The organism is Nitrosomonas sp. JL21 (assembly GCF_009833095.1).
Taxonomy (GTDB): domain Bacteria; phylum Pseudomonadota; class Gammaproteobacteria; order Burkholderiales; family Nitrosomonadaceae; genus Nitrosomonas.
Genome location: NZ_QRCB01000039.1, coordinates 42,168 through 66,424, shown reverse-complemented (window position 1 = coordinate 66,424; position 24,257 = coordinate 42,168). Strand labels below are relative to the sequence as shown.

Below are 24,257 nucleotides of genomic sequence, written 5' to 3'. Positions count from 1 at the left end.
CAAGATTGTTGCGTGAATGTAAACTCTTTGTGAAATGTCAGTCATATTTTGAGGCCAGAGAGTGTGCGATCTGTACGTCTACGGGACTCGCTGGCAGCAAAAAAATTGAATCTCTGCGGGTACAATTCCCCGCCCCTTGGGGGCGAAAGCTGCTTGAAAACCAGCAGGTTGAAGGGTGTACCGCAAGCAGCGGGGTGCTTTATTTCAGTGACTGTTCTGTTGCGCTATCAGCCAGATATTCTGGTGCGCGCTGATTCATTCATCCAACCTCTTCAGGTTCATTGGCAAGCTATTTTCCATTCTGCCTCATCGATGCTGTCAGCAGGAACAGCTTCCCATTTTTGCGGCTGACTGTATGAGCGAATAAGCTCTCCGCCTTCCATGTTCCAGCTAAAGAACGAGAATGCCAATTTCCGCATTTGTTTTTCTTTGCAATCATATTCACGGCGGATTTTCTCAGATAAAAACTCAACGCCGGATGCCCTCTGGACAGACTTATAGTCAAATAGCGCCCACATTTTCGCTCTATCACCCGCTTTGCGTATAGTGGCTAAATCCGCATAGGCAATGAAACCGCCTTTACTATCGCTTTCGCCTACTTTAGTCCACTCGGCCAGGGCGGGGGTGCTCAAACCGCTCAGGATCAACGTTAACAGGAGCCTCTTCATAATTAGTTTTTTATTCCTTTCGTCTGGGGGAAAATTTGATTCATAGTGATCGAAAAATAAGCTGAACGTGCTTTCAAGCCTTGTACTCATGAGTGCGAGCGTGGGCTTGATTTTCTCATTATTGCCGCACAAATAAAACAATATCCAGAATTAATGAAATAAATTACCCGTAAGATTTCAGAAATCTGGGATAGAATACTTAAAAAAATAATAACAGGAGAAGTACCGTGATTCCCTATCAAGTGATTAATCCTTCGCGCCTGCCCACAATCGATCAATTAAACTCGGCGATTCTCTTGAGTTTTACCTCATGGGCGCCGCCTCTCAACAGTGGCAACAATTCATCGGATTGGGATTTCAACGCATCTTTCTCAACGTCAATCACGACCATCACGCCACCGCCGTTGTTTGCATTTGAAGCCATCGCTGGAGCTACCTACGATATTTTCAGCGAAAGTTACTATGATCCCTCCTTGTTGCAACTTTTTGATGAACAAGGCGCTTCCATCGCCGCTGGCGACCAGAGCGGCGTTCCAGGCATGGATCACATCAAATTCATCGCCCCATACGATGGACGCTATTATGTCGACGCTTCCTGGCGTCCAGGATTTGCCGATGCCACACAGTATGCATCGATTTCGGTGTATGAAGATCTTGATACACAATCACCCCTTTTTTCAGGATCGATTCCGACGATCGAGACCTTCAGTCCTGCCAATTCATCGACGGGGGTAGCGGTAAATAGCGATATTATGTTGACGTTCAGCGAGTTGATTCAGAGAGGTTCAGGGTTTGTCTCCATCCAAACTACAGAAAATACCTTAATCGAATCCTACAACATAGCAAATAGTCCAAATATCTCGATTTCGGGCAGAACCCTCATCATCAATCCGACCAATGACTTATTGAGCAATCGTCAATATTTTGTGAGTATCGATTCTGGTGCAATCAAGGATCTGGTGGGCAACGGCAACGCTCAGACGGGATCGTACAACTTCACAACCGCGGCAGCCTCTCCCGTTGTTTTACCGGATGTGGAAAGGGTTTTTGATTGGGGAGAGAATCGTTATTCGGCATTATTTCCCGATCACCCCGGATCAATCGATATCTTTGGTTATCATGCCCGCCTCTATTCGAACGGCAATGCCATCGGCGAACAAGACCAGACGATTTATTTTTATGATGGCGGAGCAGGCGGTACAGGAAACATCATTCTGGTCGGAACGACGGCGGAATTATTGTCGCTGGCCATATCTGATGGATTTTAATGGGTTGAATCCCTCAGCCATTCAGCCGAATCGATGTTTTTTAGCTTTCCCGGCAGGGCCTGCGTTCAATTGAGCACAACCACGCGTATCACTTGCGGGTCATCAGCGAATTCAACTAACAAGCGCCGCACGCGTTCTTGCCAAGCTTCGGCAAAATCCTTCTGTTGAGACGCATCCGCGCTATCGTGCAGAATGGCCATCAACCGTTCGCCTTGAGCGGGATCGGCTGGAATCCGAGAGATATCCAGTGTCACCGCGACGCGGATATTATTATCGAGGCGCGTAAAGATGATGGCTTCCCCTTCACGTTGCGCCGCAAAACTAAGCAGCCCCTGTCGTTTGTAACGTCCACGCATGCCTTGAAAACCATTCTTGGTCGCAGCGCCAGTCAATAACGTCAGAACTTGCGCCATGACTCCAGTCACGCCTTCATCTTCTGGCGCTGGCATATGTACTGCAATATTACCGCGCTCAGCAGGACCCTCGGGATAAAGCGCGTCTAGCGCTGCACGTCCCATTAGAAATGCGCCTGCCACTGTTGGGCAGGAGTGTCCTGCCAAGCGAACGGCATCTGCATAATGATAGTCGATCTTCCCTTCACGCGCTGCCCCAAGCATGGCGGCGAATGGATCAACGGTATGCACAATGGGAGCTTGTTCGAAAAATTCAGGAAAATTCATGAAGAATCCTTTTCAACGTGATCGATTGAATGAAATAAAGTTTCAGAAGTCATGCAAGGATGTGCCTGCAATTGAGGGAACAGCACACGTTCCTCATAGCGCACATGCATAACGATGAGTTCAGCAAAACGGCGCAAACGTTCGATGAGCTCAACCGGGCAATTTTCCCCGGCCAGCATACGTATTTCTGCATGCTCTGCAAGGATGCGCGCGATAGCTCCAGGATCAAGGATGTCTTTTGCAAGCTGTATGAGGTGTTCCTCTTCGGCAAAGTGGGCGCTCAACAAAGTATGCCCATGGGCTTCAATGCACGCCGCCATCGCCTGGTGAGCAATGGGATCGTCCTCATCAATCACTTTTTTGACAGCGCGCGCCAGCACCAATGAGGTATGATGCTCACGCGACAATGAAAGTAAAGCACCAGTTCTGGGCATAATGCTTTTAGTGAAACTCTAAAAAACTACTGCGCTTTTCGTTCGATCCAACCTTGCTTGCCTATCTCATTATTTTCTTGAGAGTTTCGAGAAAGAATCGAATGTCTGGATGAGCGAACAAAGAAACGGTAAGGCCGTGGCTCTGCTCCTGCAAGTGATTATTCGCGTGTTTCGACTTGCATCAAAGGGCCAGTATCGGTGGCACTCGTTTCCTTCAACTTCCTTCTCGGCCGTTTTGCAGTGGTCGTTTCGTTGCTCGCCGTTTCAACTTTTTCCGGAGGCGTCTCAATCATGACCAATCCACTGCTTCTGAAATCCAGAGGTTCCTTAATAAAGCCAGCGTCATGTGCACCGTGAAGCGACACCGCATCGGCTGGTGATTTATCGGCGTCAGTCACTCTGGAAACATTCTCGTCCTGTGCCTCAGCAGTTATCTTTTTACTGCGATGCTTAGTCACTTCGGGTTCTAAAGGAGCAACCTCGGCAACGATTTGTTCGGAAATGCTATTTACGTTGGTTTGATTGGAATGATCGGCAAACGGTTCGCCCGTATCAGATATTGCTTGCACTGCCCCATCGACCTGACTTTCATGAGGTATTTTATCGCGGGGTGATTGATCCCGATTTTTATTGCTCCGATGTCTGCGTACACGCCGGCGGCCATCCGATTTGGACACATCATTCTCAGAATTCTCTTTCTCATGCGCGGGCATTGATTCGGAAGCCGACACCCCAGACTGATCAGAAGCCAGTTTTTCAGTCGATTGAGGTTTTGGAGTTTTTTGCTGGGCAGTTTCCATTCCTTGAGAAGCTTGCTCTGCCGATGCCGTATTGTAATTTTCATCGACATCGAGAGTGTCTGAAGGTTTGTTTTGTCTTTCTCTTGGCCGCTCGGTCTTATTTCTTCCGCGGCGATTACGAGTCCGCCCGCGTTCTTGAGAAGCTTTCGGCTTATCGGCGAGTGGTTTGGCCCCACTGTCGGTTCCAATGCTTTCAACATGACCGGCAGGTTTAAACCAGCTAAAGAATTTATCCAATAAGGAAGAGTCGCGCCCTTTATCCTCTCTGATCGGTGCAGGCTGAGTTGGCGTTATTCCTTGAACCGCTGCTTGAGGCCGGACCGGTTTGGCTTTCTGTTCAGTGAATACCATGACGTTTTCTTCGGTATTCTTCTCGACCATCTTATAGCTGGCCACTGCTTCATTGGACTTGATATCTTCCTGACGTAAACGCGTAATGCTGTAATTCGGCGTTTCGATATGCACGTTAGGTATCAGAATGATATTGATGCGCTGGCGTAATTCGATATCATAAATCTCGGCGCGTTTTTCGTTCAGGAGGTAGGTCGCCACATCGACGGGTAATTGCACATGCAGTGCGCTGGTATTTTCCTTCATTGCCTCTTCCTGGATGATTCTTAGCACATGCAATGCCGAAGAATCGGTGCCACGGATAAATCCCGTGCCGTGACAGCGCGTACAGGCAATGTAGTTGCTTTCTCCCAGAGAAGGGCGTAATCGTTGCCGCGACAACTCAAGCAGTCCAAATCGCGAAATCTTACCCACTTGAATACGGGCGCGGTCTTGGCGCAGTGCCTCGTGCAACCGAGCTTCGACTTCGCGCTGGTTACGCTGAACATCCATGTCGATAAAATCGATCACGATCAGTCCACCCAAATCGCGCAACCTCAGTTGACGGGCGATTTCATCGGCCGCTTCGAGATTGGTGTTCAATGCGGTATGCTCGATGTCCAATCCGCGGATGGCACGGGCCGAATTGACATCCACCGATACCAGCGCTTCGGTATGATCGATCACGATCGCACCACCGGATGGCAAGGATACCTGGCGCGAATAAGCGGTTTCTATCTGATGCTCAATCTGAAAACGCGAAAATAACGGGACATCATCATTATAAAATTTGAGGCGATCGACATTCGCAGGCATCACATGAGCCATGAATTGGCTTGCCTGCTCAAAAATGTCGCGGCTATCAATCAATATCTCACCGATTTCCTGATTGAAGTAATCGCGAATCGCGCGGATAACCAAGCTGCTTTCTTGATAAATCAGAAAAACGCCATCCTGATTGTTGGCCGCTTCTTCGATGGCATACCACAGTTGCGTCAGATAATTCAAATCCCATTGCAACTCTTCGGTGCTTCGACCGATTCCCGCGGTACGAGCGATGATGCTCATGCCTTGAGGAACTTCAAGTTTCGCGATCACTTCCCGCAGATCATTGCGTTCTTCGCCGGTGATACGGCGCGACACTCCACCACTATTGGGATTATTCGGAATCAGCACCAAATAGCGGCCGGCCAATGAGATATAGGTCGTCAGAGCCGCACCTTTAGTCCCGCGTTCATCCTTATCGACCTGAACAATCAGCTCCTGGCCTTCTTGTATCAGATCCTGAATGCGGCTGTTGGCTAAATTGGCCTCACTATCGCTAAAACAAGATGAGGAAATCTCTTTGAAGGGCAAGAAGCCATGACGTTCACACCCATAATCGACAAAAGCGGCTTCCAGACTGGGCTCTATTCGAGTAATGACGGCTTTATAGATATTACTCTTGCGCTGCTCTTTACTGACAGACTCAATATCGAGGTCGACAAGTGTTTGACCATTAACAATTGCAACTCGCAGTTCTTCTGGCTGCGTTGCATTAAATAACATTCGTTTCATTCACAAACCTTACGCGTTCTATTGAAAAGTACACTATCCAAAAAATAACCGGATAGATTTCGGGCTACATAGCTGAAATGGCGAGGCTTGAATTTGAAAATTTGTTTATAGTATTCGCTTATCAATTATATGTATAAGTTTATTCTTATTTATTCTGATGCTGACGTGCTTCCTGCAGTTATAAAAAGCGCAAAATCCAGGTTAAACTATCGCGCTAGTGCATTACTATGGATCTCATTTTTCTACTAACTATCTACCGTCTTGGAGCTCTAAACGATAACTGCGCTTTTTCATCGGATTCAGCATTGCTGGGCCATCGCATCGATTGCTACCTTTTCAAAGCTTTTTCTACGGTAGCAGATTTTACATAAAGCTCAAACTAGAACTTTGTGCCAGATCAATTTTAAGATGCGAGAATTAAAAAAGTAAGCTATGGCGCTTGGTTAGGAATTTTACAGTAAGGGCTCCAAAAAAAAAATATAGAATGCCAATATTAATGAGAATTTATAGAAAGTGTGTGCAAGATCACCCATAAAACCGATGAAATGACCCAGAAAACAGATCATTCCATGACAACCGTAGAAAAATGGTGTGTCACGGAGAACGAAAACGATCAGCGAATCGATAATTTTCTGTTCAGGCATTGTAAAAGTGTCCCGAAGAGCCATATCTACCAGTTACTACGAAGCGGTCAAATTCGCATCAATGGCAAACGGATTTCCGCCAATTACCGTCTGCAACTCGATGATATGGTCAGAATTCCTCCTATCAGGATAGCCCCCATTGATTCTCGCCCGACCAGGTCAGTTGCCACATCAAATTTCGTTGCCTTCAAGACATTATTCGAGGACGATGCATTGCTAGTGCTTGATAAACCTGCCGGGATGGCGGTTCATGGTGGAAGCGGTATTAGCCATGGCGTCATTGAACAATTGCGCGCACAGAATCATTCCTGGAAATTTCTTGAATTGGTGCATCGCCTGGACAGAGAAACCTCTGGCGTATTGTTACTCGCAAAAAAGCGCAGCGCATTGACGGAATTGCACCGCCAGATCCGCGAAGGCCTGACTGAAAAACATTATTGGGCAATGGTTCAGGGTCAATGGCGCCATCCCAGGCAGCATGTCAAGCTGGCGTTGACTAAATATGTTACTGCAGCAGGAGAACGCCGCGTCGCGATTGCGAAAAATGACCATGACGCGTTGAAATCTCATACGATTTTCAAGCTGCATACTTCATGGAAAAATTTCAGCCTGTTGGATGCTGAGTTGAAAACTGGACGGACGCATCAGATTCGGGTACATCTTGCTCACCTGGGTTTTCCGATTCTGGGGGATGACAAGTACGGCGATTTTGAAACCAATCGGAAACTTGCAAAAGCAGGCCCGCAAGCGCATCTGGCTCGCATGTTCCTGCATGCGCATACCCTGCTGATTACCCACCCGATCACACAGACGCGTATGACGCTGCAATCGCCCTTGCCGAAAGATCTGCAAAAATTCATCGATGCACTGAGCATTCCCTCAAACAATTAAATGTTAATCGGGGCTAATTGGTCTGATCTAACCCTCAAGGCTCGGCACGGGTAGCAACGTGGGCATCATTCAACATGATTAGCAAGACTTCCCAAATGTTTTCCACAATGTTGTGTTGCGCCATTTCGTTGGGATGAATGCCATCGGCTTGAAAAAATTCGTGCTTGTCACCGAAGCCGGCCAAAAGAAATGGAATCGATTTAATCTGATAATTTTCAGCCAATTGCGAAAAAATACCCTGGAACTTCTTGGTATAGGTAATGCCATAGTTGGGAGGTAATTGCATCCCGACCAGCAAAACCAAGGTATTATTTTGTTGGCATATTTCAATGATGTGGGCAAGATTGTCATGGATCGACTTGATCGATGCGCCACGTAACCCATCGTTTGCGCCAAGCTCCAGAATGATGATGTCGGGACGATGTTGCTGCAGTGCTTGTTTAATTCGGTTTCGTCCCCCGAGCGTGGTTTCTCCGCTGATGCTTGCGTTTATAATCTGGTATTCAGCAAACTTGGACTGCACACGTTGTGTCAGCAAAGAAACCCAGCTGGATTCTGCCGGTATGCCGTAACCGGCAGACAAACTATCACCGAAAACCAGGATGATTTTCGGGGCTGCAAATATAGCCGGGGTCATAAACATACCCACAATAACTAAAATAATCAGGAAAATTTTTTTCATGGCAAATAATGAGACAGAACAGCCTATTGTACGGACTCACGCACTGACTAAACAAGTCAATACCGGCGATCAACAATTGACCATCTTACAAAACATCGACTTGAATATTCACATGGGTGAAGCAGTGGCCATCATCGGCGCATCGGGTTCAGGCAAATCCACATTGCTGGGGTTGCTTGCCGGATTGGATTTGCCCACCTCCGGGAAAGTTCACCTCGATGAAGTCGATATTTTTGCGTTGGACGAGGATCAACGCGCGGCATTGCGCGGAAAAATTCTGGGTTTTGTATTTCAATCCTTCCAGTTGCTGCCGGCATTGACTGCACTGGAGAATGTCATGTTGCCGCTGGAATTGATGTCCGTCGGCAATGCCGAAGCAACTGCGCGTCGATTGCTCGATCGTGTCGGACTGGCGCTGAGATTGCATCATCATCCCAAGCAATTGTCCGGTGGTGAGCAGCAACGTGTGGCGATCGCGCGCGCATTTGCGACAGCGCCCAAATTATTGCTGGCGGATGAACCCACCGGCAATCTTGATTCAGCTACGGGTATACAGATCATTGAACTGATGTTCGAGCTTAATCGCGAGCATGGCACCACGCTGGTTCTGGTCACGCATGACGAAGCGCTGTCCAAGCGCTGTTCCCGTCAGCTTCGCATGGCGGATGGCAGGTTGATGCAATGAATTTGAATTACCCGCGTCAGAGAACGCAACATGTAACCAAAAAGATCCCTTCGAAATATTCTCAATACGATAACCTGATTTCATGAATCATTTTCTGCTTTCATTTCGGATGTTGCGCCGTGACTGGCGCGCAGGCGAACTCAATGTACTCGTGCTCGCGCTGATTATCGCCATCAGCGGCTTGACCACCGTGGGTTTTTTCGCTGATCGAGTGGGAATGGCGCTTGCTCGAGAGAGTAATCAATTATTGGGTGCAGATTTGTTGGTGATGTCCAGCAAGCCTTTACCGCCTCATTTTGCTGAGGAAGCGGAAAAACTGGGCTTGACCATTTCCTCGCTGACCAAATTTCCAAGCATGATTTCAAATGGTGACGGCAATCTTCTCACAGAAATCAAAGCAGTCGCTGAAGGCTATCCGTTGCGAGGACGTGTGCACGTAGCAGGCCGGTCATCATCCGGTGCGAATGCAAACCCAGGAATTCAAGTGGCCGAAGGTATTCCGGTACCCGGCACGATCTGGGCCGATGAGAAAGTCATGACGCGGCTTGATCTAAAAATAGGCGATGTGGTCGATATCGGCGCCATTCAACTAAAGGTCACTGAACTGGTGGTGCGCGAACCCGATCATTCGGTTGGATTCATCAACATGGGCGCGCGCGCCATCATCAATACGCAGGATTTGGCTGACACCGAATTGATTCAGGAAGGTAGCCGCGTGTCCTATCAGTTACTGGTGGCCGGTGACATGAAAACAGTGCAGCAGTTTCGCACGTGGGCACAAGGACGATTGGCAAAAAACCAGAAAATTGAGGGGATACGCGATGCACGCCCGGAAATCAAAGCCGCCTTGGAGCGCGCTGAAAAATTCCTGAGCTTGGCGGCACTCGTCAGCGTCGTGCTGGCAGCCGCAGCCATCGCACTGGCAGTTCGGCGTTTTACGCTGCGACACTTGGATGGATGTGCCATCATGCGTAGCCTGGGAGCCAGCCAGAAACAATTATTGACGATGTATGTCTCCTATTTCATTACATTGGGTATCATTGCCAGCGGTTTGGGTTGCTTGATCGGCTTTGCCGCGCAGCAGATTCTTGCTCACTGGTTGACCGATATCGTTGAAACAGCACTGCCGTGGCCAACCTGGTGGCCGGCAATACATGGTCTGCTGGTGGGCCTGGTGTTGCTGGTGGGTTTTGCACTGCCACCGGTATTGAATTTGCGCAGCGTTCCCGCGCTGCGCGTTTTGCGCCGCGATGTGGGATTACCGAACGCCCACAGCCTATGGGGATATGGAGCGGGCCTGGCCGCGCTGTTGTTATTGTTCATCTGGAAGGCGCACGATCTGAAGCTGGGTTTATATATCGTCGCGGGATTTGTGTCCGCCATCGTCGTATTCGGCAGCGTCGGTTGGTTGTTGATCAAATTATTGTCGAATCTGCGCCATCAGGCTGGTGGTGCCTGGCGCTACGGTCTGGCGAGTCTTCATCGGCGGGCGGCATCCAGCGTTTTACAGGCGGTTGCGTTGGGATTGGGCTTAATGGCATTGCTGGTACTGACGCTGATCCAGGATGACTTGATCAACGATTGGAATGCAAGCCTGCCACCGGATGCACCGAATCATTTTCTGGTCAATATCCAAGCAGACCAATTGCAGCCTTTGGAAGAGTTCTTCCAGCAGTATGCGATGGAACGACCGCCACTGTTCCCGATGATACGCGGGCGTTTAATCAAAATTAACGGCAAGAATGTATCGCCGCAAGATTATGCGGACGACACTCACGCAGAACGGCATATCCGCCGCGAATTCAACTTGTCCTGGACTGACGAGCTTGCGCGGGACAACAGTATCGTGCAGGGAAGCTGGTGGAAAAAGGATACGCGCGACACTGAAATGTCGATCGAGGCGGACATCGCCAAAACATTGCGCATCAAGCTCGGCGATGAGTTGACGTTTGATATTGCCGGCCAGCATTTCTCAGCCAAAATCACGAGTCTGCGCAAAGTCGATTGGGATAGCTTCAGAGTCAATTTTTTCGTTGTCGTGCCACCCGGTTTGCTGGAGGATTACCCTGCCAGCTATATCACCAGTTTTTATGTGCCGCCGTCGGAAATTGCGATGATCCATGAACTGGTGCGAATGTTTCCTAACATTCTCGTCGTGGATGTGGCCCTGGTGATCGGTCAAGTGCAACAGATGATCCAACAGGTTTCCGAAGCGATCAAATTCGTATTCATTTTCACGGTGCTTGCCGGTTTTGCGGTGCTCTATGCCGCGATTGCCGCCACTCAGGATGAACGCATATATGAAGCCGCCATTTTCCGCACGCTTGGCGCCAGACGCGAGCAATTATTACGGGCATGGGCGACTGAATTCGCGATATTGGGCGGTTTATCCGGTTTGTTTGCATCAGCCGGCGCCAGCGGACTGGGTTATGTGATCGGCAAATATGCGTTGCATCTCGATTACACGTTCAATCCGTGGATCTGGGTAATCGGCACGTCCATCGGTCTGACCGGTGTACTGGTCGGCGGATTGCTCGGAACCCGCGCAGCATTATCGAGTCCACCGCTGCTGACATTACGGAAAATTGCCTAATATCCTGTTTCTTCATGACGACAAATTCACTCCTATCGATTCCTGGGTTACAAACACCCAAACTCAAGGCATTACCACCCCTGAGCTTGTATATCCATATTCCGTGGTGCCTGAAGAAATGCCCTTATTGCGATTTTAATTCGCATGAGATCCGCAGTCCGAGTGGAAAAATACCGGAGGAAGCGTATGTAACGGCGCTCGTTCGTGATCTTGAATCCGCCTTGTCGGATGTCTGGGGGCGGCGGCTCAGCAGCATTTTCTTCGGTGGCGGCACACCTAGCTTACTGAGCGCCGGCGCGATCGACACGATCTTGACGGCGGTGCGGACCTTGCTGCCGGTCGAGCATTTTGCCGAAATCACTTTGGAAGCAAATCCGGGAACGTTCGAAGCGCAGAAATTCGCCGATTTCCGCCAGGCCGGCATCAATCGTTTATCGATCGGTATTCAAAGCTTCAATGCCAAACATCTGCAAGCACTCGGACGCGTCCATGATGATCAGCACGCACACCAAGCAGTGAAGATTGCGCAGGCGAATTTCGACAATATCAATCTCGACCTGATGTATGCCTTACCGGGGCAGACGCTGAAAGAAGCGCAACAGGATATTGAAACGGCTTGCGCTCAAGCGGTGAACCATATTTCCGCCTACCATCTGACGATCGAGCCCAACACCCTGTTTCACCGCTTCCCGCCTCAGCTTCCCGATGACGAACACGCAGCCGCGATGCAGGATATGATCGAGCAGGTTACCGCCCACCATCAATATCGCAACTATGAAACATCAGCATTTGCGCGGCCTGGAAAAGAATCCCGCCACAATGTCAACTATTGGCTGTTTGGCGATTACCTCGGCATCGGCGCCGGCGCGCACAGCAAAATCAGTTTCGCCGATTCCATCGTACGCCGGATGCGCTATAAGCAGCCCAGAGAATATCTGGCCAAATCGCAGGCCAATGCATCAACCATTCAGACACAACAGATTCTCACTCCTGCAGATCGAAGCTTCGAATTCATGATGAATGCGTTGCGGCTGACTGGCGGCTTTGATACGTCGCTCTTCTCGGAACGCACCGGCTTGCCGATTTCCGCAATCCAGCATCAACTGAATGAAGCTGAGGAACGCGGCTTGTTGGTGCACGATCGAGTTCGCATCAAACCGACGATACTGGGCAAACGCTTCCTGAATGATTTGCTGCACATCTTCTTGCCGGAAAACAATTCCCCCGGCGATGCGCTACAATCGTCGATCCCGACTTAATCATCCAAGGAGTGCAGCACGTGGCCTATGTAAAACCGGAAGACATCGTTGAAAGCATGCTGCAGGCCGGCGCCAAGAAAGCGAACCTGCCGGTAAAGCAATTGCTGATCCGGGGATTCTTATCAGGTGCGTTTCTCGGCTATGCCACAACACTGGCGATTCTGGCGGCAACGCAAACCGGCTGGGGCATTACCGGCGCATTGGTGTTTCCCGTCGGCTTCGTGATGATCATATTACTCGGATTGGAACTGGCGACCGGAAATTTCGCGTTGATTCCCATCGCCGTCAAGGACCGCCGCACCTCGATCCATCGGTTAGCCGTCAACTGGAGCTGGGTCTTGATCGGCAATTTGCTCGGCAGCGTCACGTATGCTTATTTGTATTGCATCGTTGCGACCAAGATGGGAGCAATCGATCCGGCAACGATCCCGGCGTTGCAACGCACGATCACTATCGCGGAAACCAAAACGCTCGAATACGCGAAACTTGGCCTTGATGGCACGATCACCGCTTTCGTCAGCGCGATGCTGTGTAACTGGATGGTAACACTCGGCGCGGTGATGGCATTCACGTCAACCACAACCATCGGCAAAATCATGGCGATGTGGCTGCCGATCATGACGTTCTTCGGTCTCGGTTACGAACATGCCATTGTCAATATGTTCGTGATTCCCGCGGGCATGTGGCTCGGCGCACCCATCAGCTTCGCTGATTGGTGGTTATGGAATGGCATCCCCGTGATTGCCGGCAATCTCACCGGTGGTATGATCTTTACTGGATTCATGCTGTATTGGAGTCATCACCAGCAAACCAATCCGCTCAAGTAATGCATGGTCGAAGCAATAGTTTTCAAAGCTTCTTCAATGCGCCTGATCCCAGTTATCACCACTGCCCACCTCAATCAACAAGGGCACGTCGAGCGGTAGCACGTGACCCATGTATTGCGGCAAAGCATCCTTTATAAGCGCGACTTCATCATCCGGCACTTCGAGCACCAACTCATCGTGCACTTGCATGATCAGTTTACTGCGCAACTTTTCGTTGTGCAGCCAATCGCGCACGGCAATCATCGCCAGTTTGATGATATCGGCCGCGGTGCCTTGCATCGGCGCGTTGATCGCGGCCCGCTCCGCTCCCTGCTGCCGGTTTCCGTTCGGGCTGTTGATTTCCGGCAGCCACAACCTTCTGCCCAGAACAGTTTCGACATAACCCAGCCGCTTGGCTTTTTCGCGGGTTTGCTGCATGTATCTTTCCACGCCTGGATAACGGGCGAAATACCGTTCCATATAGGCACGTGCGGCACTGCGTTCGATGCCCAATTGTGCCGCCAAACCAAACTCCGACATGCCGTAGATCAAGCCAAAGTTGATGACCTTGGCATAACGGCGCTGCTCTGGATCGACCTGACCCAGCGGAATGCCGAAAATCTCGGCGGCAGTGGTACGATGAATATCCTCGCCAGCGGCAAATGCTTTCAGCAAACCATCATCCTGCGAAATATGCGCCATGATCCTGAGTTCGATCTGCGAATAATCCGCTGACACGATGCGATGACCTGGCGGCGCGATGAATGCTTCGCGAATTCTGCGTCCTTCGCTGGTTCGTATCGGGATATTCTGCAAATTCGGTTCGGAGCTTGCCAAGCGCCCTGTCACTGCCACCGCTTGCGCGTAGTTGGTATGTACCCGGCCAGTATTCGGATCTATCATCAATGGCAGTTTATCGGTATAGGTCGACTTCAGCTTGGCGAGGCTGCGGTAATCCAGCAATAATTTCGGCAACGGATAATCCAGCGCCAACCGCTGCAGCACATCCTCATCGGTGGAAGGAACACCGGTCGGCGTTTTTTTAATGACTGGCAGCTTGAGCCGGTCAAATAGCACTTCCTGGATTTGTTTCGGGGAGTTCAGATTGAAGGGTTGCCCAGCGAGCAGATGCGCTTGTTGCTCCAAATCGCATAGCCGCTTACCCAGCTCATGGCTCTGCCTCTGCAGCAGTTGCGCATCCAGCAATACGCCATTGCGTTCGATTTCGTAGAGCACATCCAGAACCGGCATTTCGATTTCTCGGTAAATGTAATTCAGCCGTTCTTCTTGCTGAATGCCGGGGTATAACACCTGATGCAAGCGCAACGTGATATCCGCATCTTCGGCAGCATATTCAGTGGCGATATCGATGGCGACCTGATCAAATCCAATGCGGCTGGCGCCTTTTCCAGTGACTTCATCGTAGCTGATGGTTTTGATATCCAAATGACGCATGGCCAGGTTATCCATATTGTGCGGACGGTGCGATTCGAGCACATAGGATTGCAACAAGGTGTCGTGCGCGATGCCGTTTAATTCTAGGCCATGGTTCGCTAAGACATGTTTATCGTATTTCAGATTCTGGCCTACTTTCGGTTTTGCCGCATTTTCCAGCCAAGGTTTCAATGTGCTCAACACGCTGTCCATCGACAGTTGCTGCGGTGCGCCGGCATAATGATGCGCCAGCGGCACATAGACTGCATGCGGACTGTCGATACAAAACGAAATACCGACCAGCTTTGCCTGCATCGGATTCAAACTGGTGGTTTCGCAATCGATTGATACCAGTGACGCGGCTTCGAGCCGTAACAACCACTCACTCCATTCAGCTTCCGTCAGGATGGCCTGATAAATTCCCGCGTGGACTGCAGGCGAATGCCCAACCTGCAGCTCTATTCCTGAAATTTTGCCTGCGGCAAATAATTCCGATTGACGCTCATCCATTTGCTGACGCAATTCCCGCAACGAGGCTTTCATGTCCAATTGCTCATACAGCCGGATCAGTTGCTCGATATCCTGAGGTTGCGAGATCAAATCGGTGACCTTGATCGGCAAATCGACATCGCACTTGATCGTGATGAGTTGCCGCGACGTATCGAACCACGCCAGCGCCTTGCGCATATTGTCTCCGATCGCGCCCTTGATTTCGTGAGCATGGACAATGATGTTCTGCAACGACCCATACTGCGTCAGCAATTTCACCGCCGTTTTTGGTCCCACTTTGTCCACGCCGGGAACATTGTCGGAGGCATCGCCCACCAGCATCAAATAATCGAGCATGAGCGCCGGCGGCACGCCGAATTTTGCCAGTACATTGGCCTCGTCCAGCACGTCATTGGTCATGGTATTGACCAATGTGACATGAGGATTGACCAATTGCGCAATGTCCTTATCGCCGGTCGAAATAATGCAACGCATATCCGCATCGACCGCCTGTTTTGCCAGCGTGCCGATCACATCATCTGCTTCCACGCCATCGATGATCAGCATGGGCCAGCCCATCGCCCGAATGCAGGCATGCAGAGGTTCAATCTGACAGGCCAGATCAGAAGGCATCGATGGCCGGTGAGCCTTATAGTCCGGATACAGTGCATCCCGGAAAGTTTTACCTTTTGCATCAAACACGCACGCGCTATAATCAGCCTGAAAGTCCTTATGCAAGCGCCGCAACATATTCAGCACGCCATGAATGGCGCCTGTCGGTTCATTGTTACGGTTACGCAAATCCGGCAGAGCATGAAACGCGCGGTACAAATAGGATGAGCCATCAACCAACAATAACGTTTTCATTTATACGATATTTCCTATGAGCTTACTTGATAAATCAGCGACTCATCCAAGAGTCGACAAGCCGTGGTCGGCAAAGGAGTCATGGCGCTTATTCGGAATTATGGCAGAGTTTGTGGAAGGAACGGAGCGCCTCGACGCAATTCAGCCTGCCGTCAGCATTTTTGGCAGCGCCCGCACCGATCCCAGCAGTTCGCATTATCAATTGGCGGAACGAATCGCCAAACAGCTTTCCGATGCCGGATTCGCAGTCATTTCCGGCGGTGGTCCCGGAATCATGGAGGCCGCCAACAAAGGCGCTTTTTTCGGCAAATCGCCGAGCATTGGGCTCAATATTCAATTGCCGCATGAACAACGCCACAATGCCTATCAGGATATCAGCCAGACGTTTCGGCATTTTTTTGCCCGCAAGTATATGTTCGTCAAATTTGCGACCGCGTATGTGATTTTGCCGGGAGGATTCGGTACGCTGGACGAACTTATGGAAGCGTTGACGCTCGTACAAACAGGAAAAACTCGAAAAATGCCGATCATTCTGGTCTATTCCGAATTCTGGCAAGGACTGCTCGATTGGTTTCAAAAAATGCTCGTGGCGGAAGGCTTCATTTCGGCGGAAGACATGAATCTGATCCAGATCATCGATGAACCCGATCAGATCGTGAATGCGATATTTCAATATTATGAAAGCAGCGGATTTGAACCGACTGTCGCTGAACGGGAAGTGCAGCTCAACCTTTGATGACGATTTAGGTACGACAAAACGCACTGACACGATGAAAATGAGCATCATGGAGCGAATGCTCATATCAAAGCGCAGTATGACCGGGCATCTGCTTGCCGGACTTTCCTTAACCGCCGCTGGCAATTTTAGGTAGAATATTCAATTACCCTGACCCATCGGGAACCGATATGCATCAATTACTCATTATCATGTTGTTAAGTTATTCCATGCTGGCGATGGCGCAATCCGAACAACCCACGCAACAGCAAAAGCCTTCGCAGCCCGATAACTTGATCCCATTGCCCGACATTCCTGAATTACCGCCGTTATCAGATCCCTCTTCAACGCCACCGGATATCCAGTCTGATCCGGAATTGGAAACACACGTCACGATTATCAAACGGGGAGAAGACACCATCGAAGAACACCGGATCAACGGAGAGCTTCTGATGATCAAAGTGATTCCACGCATCGGCCCGCCGTATTATCTGAAGAAGAATACCATTGCCGACAATCCAACGCACGCGGGTGATGCCGGTATCAATGTGAGTCCGCCGATGTGGCAGCTTCTTAAATTCTGATGTTCAATGACATGCAAAAAAATTTGCCGTGCTGTTGAATGAACCGGTATTGTTTCGCGTTTTTTATTCCCTTCTGACATGTCAGTTTTCACACCCGTTACTCATCAGCAACTAGCGGCTTGGCTGGAGAATTATGCCCTGGGCCAACCTTTGGAGCTGCAAGGCATTTCTTCCGGCATTGAAAATACCAATTTTTTTGTCACGACCACGCAGGGCAAGTTCGTATTGACGTTGTTCGAAAAGCTCACTCAGCGGGAATTGCCTTATTACCTTAATCTAATGGCGTATTTATCCGAGCATGGAATTCCCTGCCCAGCACCGATTCTACGATTGGATCACTCGTTGTCCGGAGAATTGAACGGCAAGCCCGCCACCATCGTCACCCGCTTGCCGGGGCATTCAGTAGCGCATCCGACGCTGACACACTGCGCGGAAGTCGGTACGATTCTCGCCCGCATGCATCGCGCCGGCAGCCACTACCCAGATACGATGCAAAACCCGCGCGGACTGTCCTGGTGGCAGGATAAAGCGCCCGAAATTACGCCGTTCCTCTCAGCCGAAGAAAGAGCCTTGCTGCAATCGGAAATCAATTTTCAGGTGGCTCATCAAACCGCATTATTACCCGCTGGAGTCATCCATGCCGACTTGTTCCGAGATAACGTACTCTTCACGGACCATCGAATCGGCGGGATCATCGATTTTTATTTCGCCTGCAATGATGCGTTTTTATATGATCTGGCGATTACCGTGAATGATTGGTGCATGACCGAGGACAAAACACTGGATGAATCAGGTACACTCACGCTGATACAGGCGTATCATGCCATTCGGCGGCTCACTGCGGATGAGCATGCGGCATGGCCTGCCATGCTACGCGCAGCAGCTTTGCGATTCTGGATTTCGCGACTGTATGATTATCATCTGCCGCGCTCCGGGGAACTTACGCATGCGAAAGATCCAAAGCACTTCAAAGATATACTGCACAACCACATCACAAATATGACCGGCTTGCAAAAGCTCTGGATCTAGTATTCAGCTATTTGATGTATCGATTTAATGGGAGAAAATGAATGGAAAGTCATCAAGTCAACGCCAAGCAAGGATTGCAATGGATCCTGAGCGGCTTCTATCTGTTCCGCAAAGCGCCGCTGGCTTGGATGATCATGTGCTTTACGTTGCTGTTGATCGGTCGTTTGATGTCCTTGGTGCCGATACTTGGAATGTTCATTTTCGTCCTGGTTTCCCCGGTCTTTCAAGCAGGTCTAATGCAAGGCTGCAAGGCGCTGGAACAAGGCAAGCCCCTCGAGATGGGGCATTTATTCATTGCGTTCCGAAAAAATTCAGCGCCGCTGATTACCATCGGTGGCGTATCTCTGATCGGCCAGATACTCATCCTCGGATTGGCGATGCTGATTGGCGGATCCCAAATGACCGACATGATACTGTATGACAAGCGATTCGATGAACGCGAATTGGTGGGTGTCATGAGCAGCTTTCTGACCTCATTTCTTTTGATCCTGATGCTGTCGATCCCGCTCGTGATGGCGACCTGGTTCTCTCCGTTGCTCGTGGTCTTTCATGACACTCCACCGATCGTGGCCATGCAGAGAAGCTTTTTCGCGTGCCTGAAAAATTTTATCCCTTTTCAGATCTATGGCCTTGCGCTCATCATCTTGACGGCTCTGAGTCTTATCCCCTACGGGCTGGGGTTGATCGTCCTGATCCCGACCATGTTCACGTCTATTTATGTCAGCTATAAGGATATCTTTCTTGGCGAACCGATACGCTTCAACACCCCTGAACGGGAAATCGATTATCAGCACGCGAACTGGGCAACACCCGATGCCGATGACAACCGCGACTCATCCCGAAGTGAAGCGGCCTCATCCGCGGTAACCCCCGACACAGTACAATGTGCTTATTGCCATGCGCTGGTTCCGCGTGATTCGGCCGTCAAGGATGCAGATAAAGGCGCCTACTACTGCAGCGAAGAACACCGTCAGCGGCATGGAATGACTGATAAATCGGAATCAGGTCAATAAATCCAGCGCCGGTGTAAACGGCATTCCCAAATCCCGTGCCACAGCCTCATGAGTCAATTTGCCGCGAAAGACATTCAATCCATTGCGTAAGTGCGGATCGTTCATCAGGGCTTTGCGGTAACCTTTGTTGGCAAGCGCCAGCACAAACGGCAATGTCGCATTATTCAATGCGAAGGTAGACGTGCGAGCCACGGCGCCCGGCATGTTGGACACGCAATAATGCACGACGCCGTTGACGGTATAAATCGGATCCGCCAGCGTCGTTGGCCTGGAAGAAGCAAAACAGCCACCTTGATCAATGGCCACATCCACCAGCACTGCCCCGCGATTCATACGGCTGACCAGTTCGCGGCTGACGACCTTCGGTGCCGTTCCGCCCGGTACCAATACCGCTCCGATGACCAAATCTGCGGTTGAGACATGTTCTTCAATGGCATCGACGGTTGAAAAGACCGTATTGATCCGCGAACCATACTGAGAATCCAGTTTTTGCAGACGATGGATTGATTTATCGAGTACGGTGACATGCGCTTCGACGCCCATCGCGATACGTGCCGCGTTGGTGCCGACCACACCGCCGCCGATGATCACCACCCGCGCAGCCGGCACACCTGACACGCCACCCAGCAGCATGCCGCGGCCTCCCTGATCCAGCTCGAGTGCGTGCGCGCCTGCCTGGATGGCCATGCGACCAGCCACTTCGCTCATCGGAGACAACAACGGCAAGCCCCCGAAACTATCGGTAACGGTCTCATACGCAATCGCAATGCAACCCGAATTCACAAGCCCTTCAGCCTGCGCGGGATCAGGCGCCAAGTGCAGATAGGTGAACAGCACTTGATCTTCGCGTAGCAACGGAAGCTCCGATGGCTGCGGTTCCTTGACTTTGACAATCAGGTCTGAGCTGGCGTAGATCTCCTGAGGCGTTTCGATTATTTCGGCACCTGCACTGAGGTATTTGTAATCTCCCAGATCGATCTGAAACCCGGCATTCTTCTGAACCATCACTTGATGGCCATTGGCCACCAGTTCCCGTACCGCAACCGGGGTCAATCCAACGCGGGATTCATGAACTTTTATCTCCTTAGGTACGCCGATACGCATTCAATTCTCCATTACTATTTGCTAAATAATTCCACCATTCACGCCTATCGTCTGGCCGGTGATCCAACGGCCTTCATCGCTGACCAAAAACAGCACAACCTGCGCGATATCATCGGTTTCACCGATACGTCCCAGCGCAGCCATGGCAGCCATCCGCTCGATATCCGCAGCCGTCTTACCGGTGCGGAACAATTCGGTATCCACGGGCCCCGGCAAAATGGCGTTGGCGGTAATTCCTCGCTTTCCAACCTCACGTGCGAAAATACGCGTCAATTGCTCCACGGCTGCCTTGGTCGCAGCATACACGCCATATTTGGGCATCATTACCCGAGTCACGGTACTGGAAATGTTCACGACGCGCCCATGATCGGCGAGCCGGGCCGCTGCCTCGCGCAAGGTATAAAAAACACCCTTGATATTCACATCGATGCATTGATCGAACTCATCATCCTGAATATCAGCGATTTCCTTGAACAGAAGAATGCCGGCATTATTCACCAGGATATCGATCTGCTTGAAATATTCCAGTGTCGTTTCAAATAACTGTTGCACCTGGGCCGGATCGCTGACATCGGCCTGCACCACTCTGCATTCGCCACCCGCGAGAGAAATTTCCCGGCGCACCGCCTCTGCGGCTGTTATATCATGAAGATAATTGATGATCACTTTCGCGCCCGCGATCGCTAATGTTTTGGCGATATCCGCGCCAATTCCACGCGAAGAGCCGGTAACGATGGCAACTTTTCCATGCAAGGATGACATTATGCGTCTCTCTCGATACTGTTTGATGGCACTTTCGGGCTTTCTTTACGCTTATTCCGATGCGCCATGGTTGTTGAGTAATTGAACAATGCGCGGATACTCTCTTTTCTTCGCCCAGTCCAAGGCATTCTCGCCGTGCTCATTCCTGATATGCATATCCGCCCCACGACTCAACAATAATTGAACCGCATCGATATGATTTCCTCTCACCGCCATCATCAGTGGCGTTGTGCCGTTATCGGAAGGCGCATTGATGTCAGCTTTTTCATCCAGAAGCCAGCGCATGGTAGCCACATGACCATTGGTGGTCGCATACAACAAAGGATTCCAGCCGGCATGATGAATGTCTGCACCGTGGCTATGCAGCAGTTTGGCCATCTCATTTTGACCCTGGTAACTGGCCAGCATGATCGCCGTTTCCCGATATTTATTGCGGATATTTACGCTGGCTCCTTTGTCGAGCAGGAGCTTTGTCAATGTCAAATTATTGGTTTTCGCGGCGACCATCAACGGGGTGTAACCTTCTTGATTGACAAGGTTAATGTCTGCATTCTGCTGCAGTAATTTGGCAGCTAGCGAAACATTGCCTTGGTCGATGGCCCGGAAAAAGTCCTCCTGAACGTCCGCAATGGCTATGGATGATACACAAAGCACCGTCAGTGCAATCGCAATCTTGCAGAGAAACGCGTTAACCATCCAATCTTTCATCTTTACTCACCTTGAACAATGTGCAGAAATTACTCGTCGTTGCCGCCGCGATTTCTGCCAACTCAGTCTCCCGCAAGCGCGCAATCTCTTCCGCGACATGGCGTACGAATGCCGGTTGATTCAATTTGCCGCGATGCGGCACGGGCGCCAGATACGGCGAATCGGTTTCGATCAGCATTCTGTCCAACGGAATATTCTTCGCGACTTCTTTTAAAGCCACCGCATTTTTGAAGGTCACGATTCCTGAGAAAGAAATATAAAAATTCATCGCCATGGCTTGCTGAGCGACTTCCCAGCTTTCCGTAAAGCAGTGCATGACACCGCCGACTTGATCCGCGCCTTCTTCTTGCATGATGCGCAACGTATCCGCTGCAGCCGAGCGGGTATGGATGATCAGCGGTTTGTTGACACGTTTTGCGGCGCGAATGTGCTGGCGAAATCGTTCCCGTTGCCATTCCAGATTCCCTTGCAAGCGAAAATAATCCAGGCCGGTTTCGCCGATCGCGATGACTTTGGGATGATCGGCCAGCGCTGCAAGCTGATCGGCATCAGGCTCAACCTGATCCTCATAATCCGGATGAACGCCCACGGATGCGTATAAATTCTCATGCGTCTCGGCCAATGCCCTTACGCGTGGGAAATCCGGCAAATTGACGCTGACGCATAATGCGTGCGTCACATGATTGTCCTGCATGTTATGCAACAGCTTCGGCAGATCATTCGCCAGATCCGGAAAATCCAAGTGACAATGTGAATCAATGAACATAGATCATTTCAAATAATGTTATAGAGGCTTACGAATGGCATCGGCCCAGCAATTGGGTGTTTCAAACAAGCGCACGTGTTCCAGTCGCAGGTGATTGCCGTAATTGTCCTGATATGCCTCGTCAAGGATTTTAAAAGCAATGGAAACCAGATTCTCTGCAGTGGGTTGCGTATCCAGCACCACTGTTTTATGACCTTCGATGGATTGCAGAAATTGAAGTACCTGAGTATCGCCCGAATACACCAGAAATGCATGGTCCCATTGATCAACCAGCGCTGACTTGGCAATACGCTTGACTTCAGAAAAATCCATCACCATGCCTTGCTCTGCGACGCCCTCGTCAGAGATAATGTTACCAGATAGCGTAATTTCGATCACATAGCGGTGGCCGTGCAGATGCCGGCACTGGCTGAGATGGGTTGAAATTCGATGCCCCGCATCAAACTCCAGTTTGCGTGTGATTAACATACCAACAAATTCGCGAGTACACAAAATAGGTGGAATTGTAACATTGCAATCAGATTCTGAACGATTGAGCACCACAGATCATCGCCGCGACAGCGCCGGGCTCACTTATGTCTATCCAGTCGTTTCGCGCCGCGCCGGCGGCGTTTCGCTCGGCATCAACCTGAATCCCAACAATGCCTGCAATTGGCGCTGCATCTATTGCCAAGTGCCGAATCTCAAACGCGGCACTGCGCCACGCATCAATCTCCCTAAACTGGAAGCTGAGCTGCGTTTTTTCCTGCGCGAACTAATTCATGGTGATTTCATGGATCAGCATGTACCGCCCGAAGCGCGGAAAATACGCGATATTGCGCTATCTGGCAATGGCGAACCCACCAGCGCCAAGGAATTTGAACAGGTGATCGAGTTGATAGGTGCCATCATGAAAGACTTCGATCTGCCCGACGATATCAAACTGGTATTGATCACCAACGGCAGTCTTGTTTCCCGTTCAACCGTGCAAGCGGGATTGCACAGGATGTCGCAATTGCATGGTGAAGTATGGTTCAAATTTGACCGCGCTTTGGCGGCAGAGCGGCAGCGCGTCAACAACAACCGCATCAGCTTGCAGAAAATTCACGATCATCTGCGCATTGCCGCTTCGTTATGCCCGACCTGGATCCAAACTTGTGTATTCCAGATCAATGGCGAACCGCCGAGCGACACTGAAGTCCAGGCATATCTGCAATTTCTCCGCAGCTTGATGGTTGAAAAAATACCCATCCAAGGTGTTTTACTGTACGGAATAGCGCGCCCATCGTTGCAACCCGAAGCGCCCGAGTTATCCCGTGTCACAGAATCCTGGCTGATTGCGCATCGTGAAAGAATCCAAGCGCTTGGGTTGCCTGTCCGGCTCAACCCCTGAATGTCAGTTATTCAAAAGCTTGCGCGACACACTCACTACCCCTTCTGTAACAAATTTACAACAAGCGGCTTTTTTTGATATTTATCAACATGCGCAACATATATTACTGATATCTAA

The 24,257-nt window shown here is 50.4% G+C and carries 22 protein-coding genes; 11 read left to right on the top strand and 11 right to left on the bottom strand.

All coding sequences use genetic code 11. The features are described from left to right. Nucleotides 1-278: 278 nt before the first annotated feature. Nucleotides 279-758: a surface-adhesin E family protein gene (locus tag ABF87_RS11785; protein WP_240143658.1), complete on the bottom strand. Its 480-nt coding sequence runs from the start codon at nt 756-758 to the stop codon at nt 279-281. 137 nt (nt 759-895) lie between these two features. Between ABF87_RS11785 and ABF87_RS11780 the strand changes: the two genes are divergently transcribed. Further along, nucleotides 896-1,936, top strand: coding sequence for an Ig-like domain-containing protein (locus ABF87_RS11780; protein WP_160829319.1), 1,041 nt, complete (start codon nt 896-898; stop codon nt 1,934-1,936). A gap of 65 nt (nt 1,937-2,001) precedes the next feature. Here ABF87_RS11780 and ABF87_RS11775 read toward each other — a convergent pair whose 3' ends face one another. The 3 genes from ABF87_RS11775 to ABF87_RS11765 form a co-directional block, all read right to left on the bottom strand. Beyond that, nucleotides 2,002-2,616 (bottom strand): hypothetical protein, encoded by a 615-nt coding sequence (locus tag ABF87_RS11775; protein ID WP_160829318.1) that lies wholly within the window; start codon nt 2,614-2,616, stop codon nt 2,002-2,004. After that, nucleotides 2,613-3,050, bottom strand: a complete 438-nt coding sequence (locus ABF87_RS11770) for a hemerythrin domain-containing protein (RefSeq protein ID WP_160829317.1) — start codon at nt 3,048-3,050, stop codon at nt 2,613-2,615. Before ABF87_RS11770 ends, ABF87_RS11775 begins: the two co-directional genes overlap by 4 nt. A gap of 158 nt (nt 3,051-3,208) precedes the next feature. Next, nucleotides 3,209-5,737 (bottom strand): Rne/Rng family ribonuclease, encoded by a 2,529-nt coding sequence (locus tag ABF87_RS11765; protein WP_160829316.1) that lies wholly within the window; start codon nt 5,735-5,737, stop codon nt 3,209-3,211. A 569-nt stretch (nt 5,738-6,306) separates the two neighbouring features. Here ABF87_RS11765 and ABF87_RS11760 point away from each other — a divergent pair. Continuing rightward, nucleotides 6,307-7,272, top strand: coding sequence for an RluA family pseudouridine synthase (locus ABF87_RS11760; RefSeq protein ID WP_240143657.1), 966 nt, complete (start codon nt 6,307-6,309; stop codon nt 7,270-7,272). A 34-nt stretch (nt 7,273-7,306) separates the two neighbouring features. Here ABF87_RS11760 and ABF87_RS11755 read toward each other — a convergent pair whose 3' ends face one another. Beyond that, nucleotides 7,307-7,909, bottom strand: coding sequence for an arylesterase (locus ABF87_RS11755; protein ID WP_240143656.1), 603 nt, complete (start codon nt 7,907-7,909; stop codon nt 7,307-7,309). Between the two features lie 43 nt (nt 7,910-7,952). Between ABF87_RS11755 and ABF87_RS11750 the strand changes: the two genes are divergently transcribed. From ABF87_RS11750 to ABF87_RS11735, 4 genes are all read left to right on the top strand, one after another. Then, entirely contained in the window at nt 7,953-8,639 is a 687-nt protein-coding gene (locus tag ABF87_RS11750) for an ATP-binding cassette domain-containing protein (protein WP_160829313.1), read from the top strand. A gap of 82 nt (nt 8,640-8,721) precedes the next feature. Then, a complete protein-coding gene (locus tag ABF87_RS11745; RefSeq protein WP_160829312.1) occupies nt 8,722-11,232 on the top strand; it encodes an FtsX-like permease family protein in 2,511 nt (836 codons plus the stop codon). 14 nt (nt 11,233-11,246) lie between these two features. Then, nucleotides 11,247-12,491, top strand: coding sequence for a radical SAM family heme chaperone HemW (gene hemW, locus ABF87_RS11740; protein ID WP_160829311.1), 1,245 nt, complete (start codon nt 11,247-11,249; stop codon nt 12,489-12,491). A 20-nt stretch (nt 12,492-12,511) separates the two neighbouring features. After that, nucleotides 12,512-13,318 (top strand): formate/nitrite transporter family protein, encoded by an 807-nt coding sequence (locus tag ABF87_RS11735; protein ID WP_160829310.1) that lies wholly within the window; start codon nt 12,512-12,514, stop codon nt 13,316-13,318. Nucleotides 13,319-13,351: 33 nt separating this feature from the next. On the opposite strand, the gene polA is transcribed toward ABF87_RS11735, so the two are convergent. Then, nucleotides 13,352-16,087: a DNA polymerase I gene (gene polA / locus ABF87_RS11730; RefSeq protein WP_160829309.1), complete on the bottom strand. Its 2,736-nt coding sequence runs from the start codon at nt 16,085-16,087 to the stop codon at nt 13,352-13,354. 16 nt (nt 16,088-16,103) lie between these two features. Here polA and ABF87_RS11725 point away from each other — a divergent pair, with 16 nt between their 5' ends. The 4 genes from ABF87_RS11725 to ABF87_RS11710 all read left to right on the top strand — a co-directional run bounded on the left by ABF87_RS11725 (nt 16,104) and on the right by ABF87_RS11710 (nt 19,428). Next, nucleotides 16,104-16,823 (top strand): TIGR00730 family Rossman fold protein, encoded by a 720-nt coding sequence (locus tag ABF87_RS11725; protein WP_160829308.1) that lies wholly within the window; start codon nt 16,104-16,106, stop codon nt 16,821-16,823. 170 nt (nt 16,824-16,993) lie between these two features. Then, nucleotides 16,994-17,386 carry a DUF2782 domain-containing protein gene (locus tag ABF87_RS11720; protein ID WP_160829307.1) on the top strand — a complete coding sequence of 131 codons (393 nt, stop codon included), beginning with the start codon at nt 16,994-16,996 and terminating at the stop codon, nt 17,384-17,386. A 78-nt stretch (nt 17,387-17,464) separates the two neighbouring features. After that, on the top strand, nt 17,465-18,415 hold the full coding sequence (locus ABF87_RS11715) for a homoserine kinase (protein WP_160829306.1): 951 nt from the start codon (nt 17,465-17,467) through the stop codon (nt 18,413-18,415). Between the two features lie 41 nt (nt 18,416-18,456). Then, complete coding sequence (locus tag ABF87_RS11710) at nt 18,457-19,428, top strand: BPSS1780 family membrane protein (protein WP_160829305.1); 972 nt, start codon at nt 18,457-18,459, stop codon at nt 19,426-19,428. Here ABF87_RS11710 and ald read toward each other — a convergent pair. Genes ald through queD form a run of 5 tightly spaced genes read right to left on the bottom strand, consistent with a single transcriptional unit; the run spans nt 19,417 to nt 23,236 of the window. Next, nucleotides 19,417-20,532, bottom strand: a complete 1,116-nt coding sequence (gene ald / locus ABF87_RS11705) for an alanine dehydrogenase (RefSeq protein ID WP_160829304.1) — start codon at nt 20,530-20,532, stop codon at nt 19,417-19,419. The two genes, ABF87_RS11710 and ald, sit on opposite strands and share 12 nt — an antisense overlap. Nucleotides 20,533-20,553: 21 nt before the next feature. Further along, entirely contained in the window at nt 20,554-21,294 is a 741-nt protein-coding gene (locus ABF87_RS11700; RefSeq protein WP_160829303.1) for an SDR family oxidoreductase, read from the bottom strand. 51 nt (nt 21,295-21,345) lie between these two features. Next, nucleotides 21,346-22,002 carry an ankyrin repeat domain-containing protein gene (locus ABF87_RS11695; RefSeq protein ID WP_160829302.1) on the bottom strand — a complete coding sequence of 219 codons (657 nt, stop codon included), beginning with the start codon at nt 22,000-22,002 and terminating at the stop codon, nt 21,346-21,348. After that, nucleotides 21,983-22,768 carry a TatD family hydrolase gene (locus ABF87_RS11690; protein WP_160829301.1) on the bottom strand — a complete coding sequence of 262 codons (786 nt, stop codon included), beginning with the start codon at nt 22,766-22,768 and terminating at the stop codon, nt 21,983-21,985. The genes ABF87_RS11695 and ABF87_RS11690 overlap by 20 nt, the downstream gene beginning before the upstream one ends. Before the next feature lie 18 nt (nt 22,769-22,786). Then, on the bottom strand, nt 22,787-23,236 hold the full coding sequence (gene queD, locus ABF87_RS11685; protein ID WP_160829300.1) for a 6-carboxytetrahydropterin synthase QueD: 450 nt from the start codon (nt 23,234-23,236) through the stop codon (nt 22,787-22,789). 43 nt (nt 23,237-23,279) lie between these two features. Between queD and ABF87_RS11680 the strand changes: the two genes are divergently transcribed. Further along, nucleotides 23,280-24,140, top strand: a complete 861-nt coding sequence (locus tag ABF87_RS11680; RefSeq protein ID WP_160829299.1) for a radical SAM protein — start codon at nt 23,280-23,282, stop codon at nt 24,138-24,140. Nucleotides 24,141-24,257 lie beyond the last annotated feature (117 nt).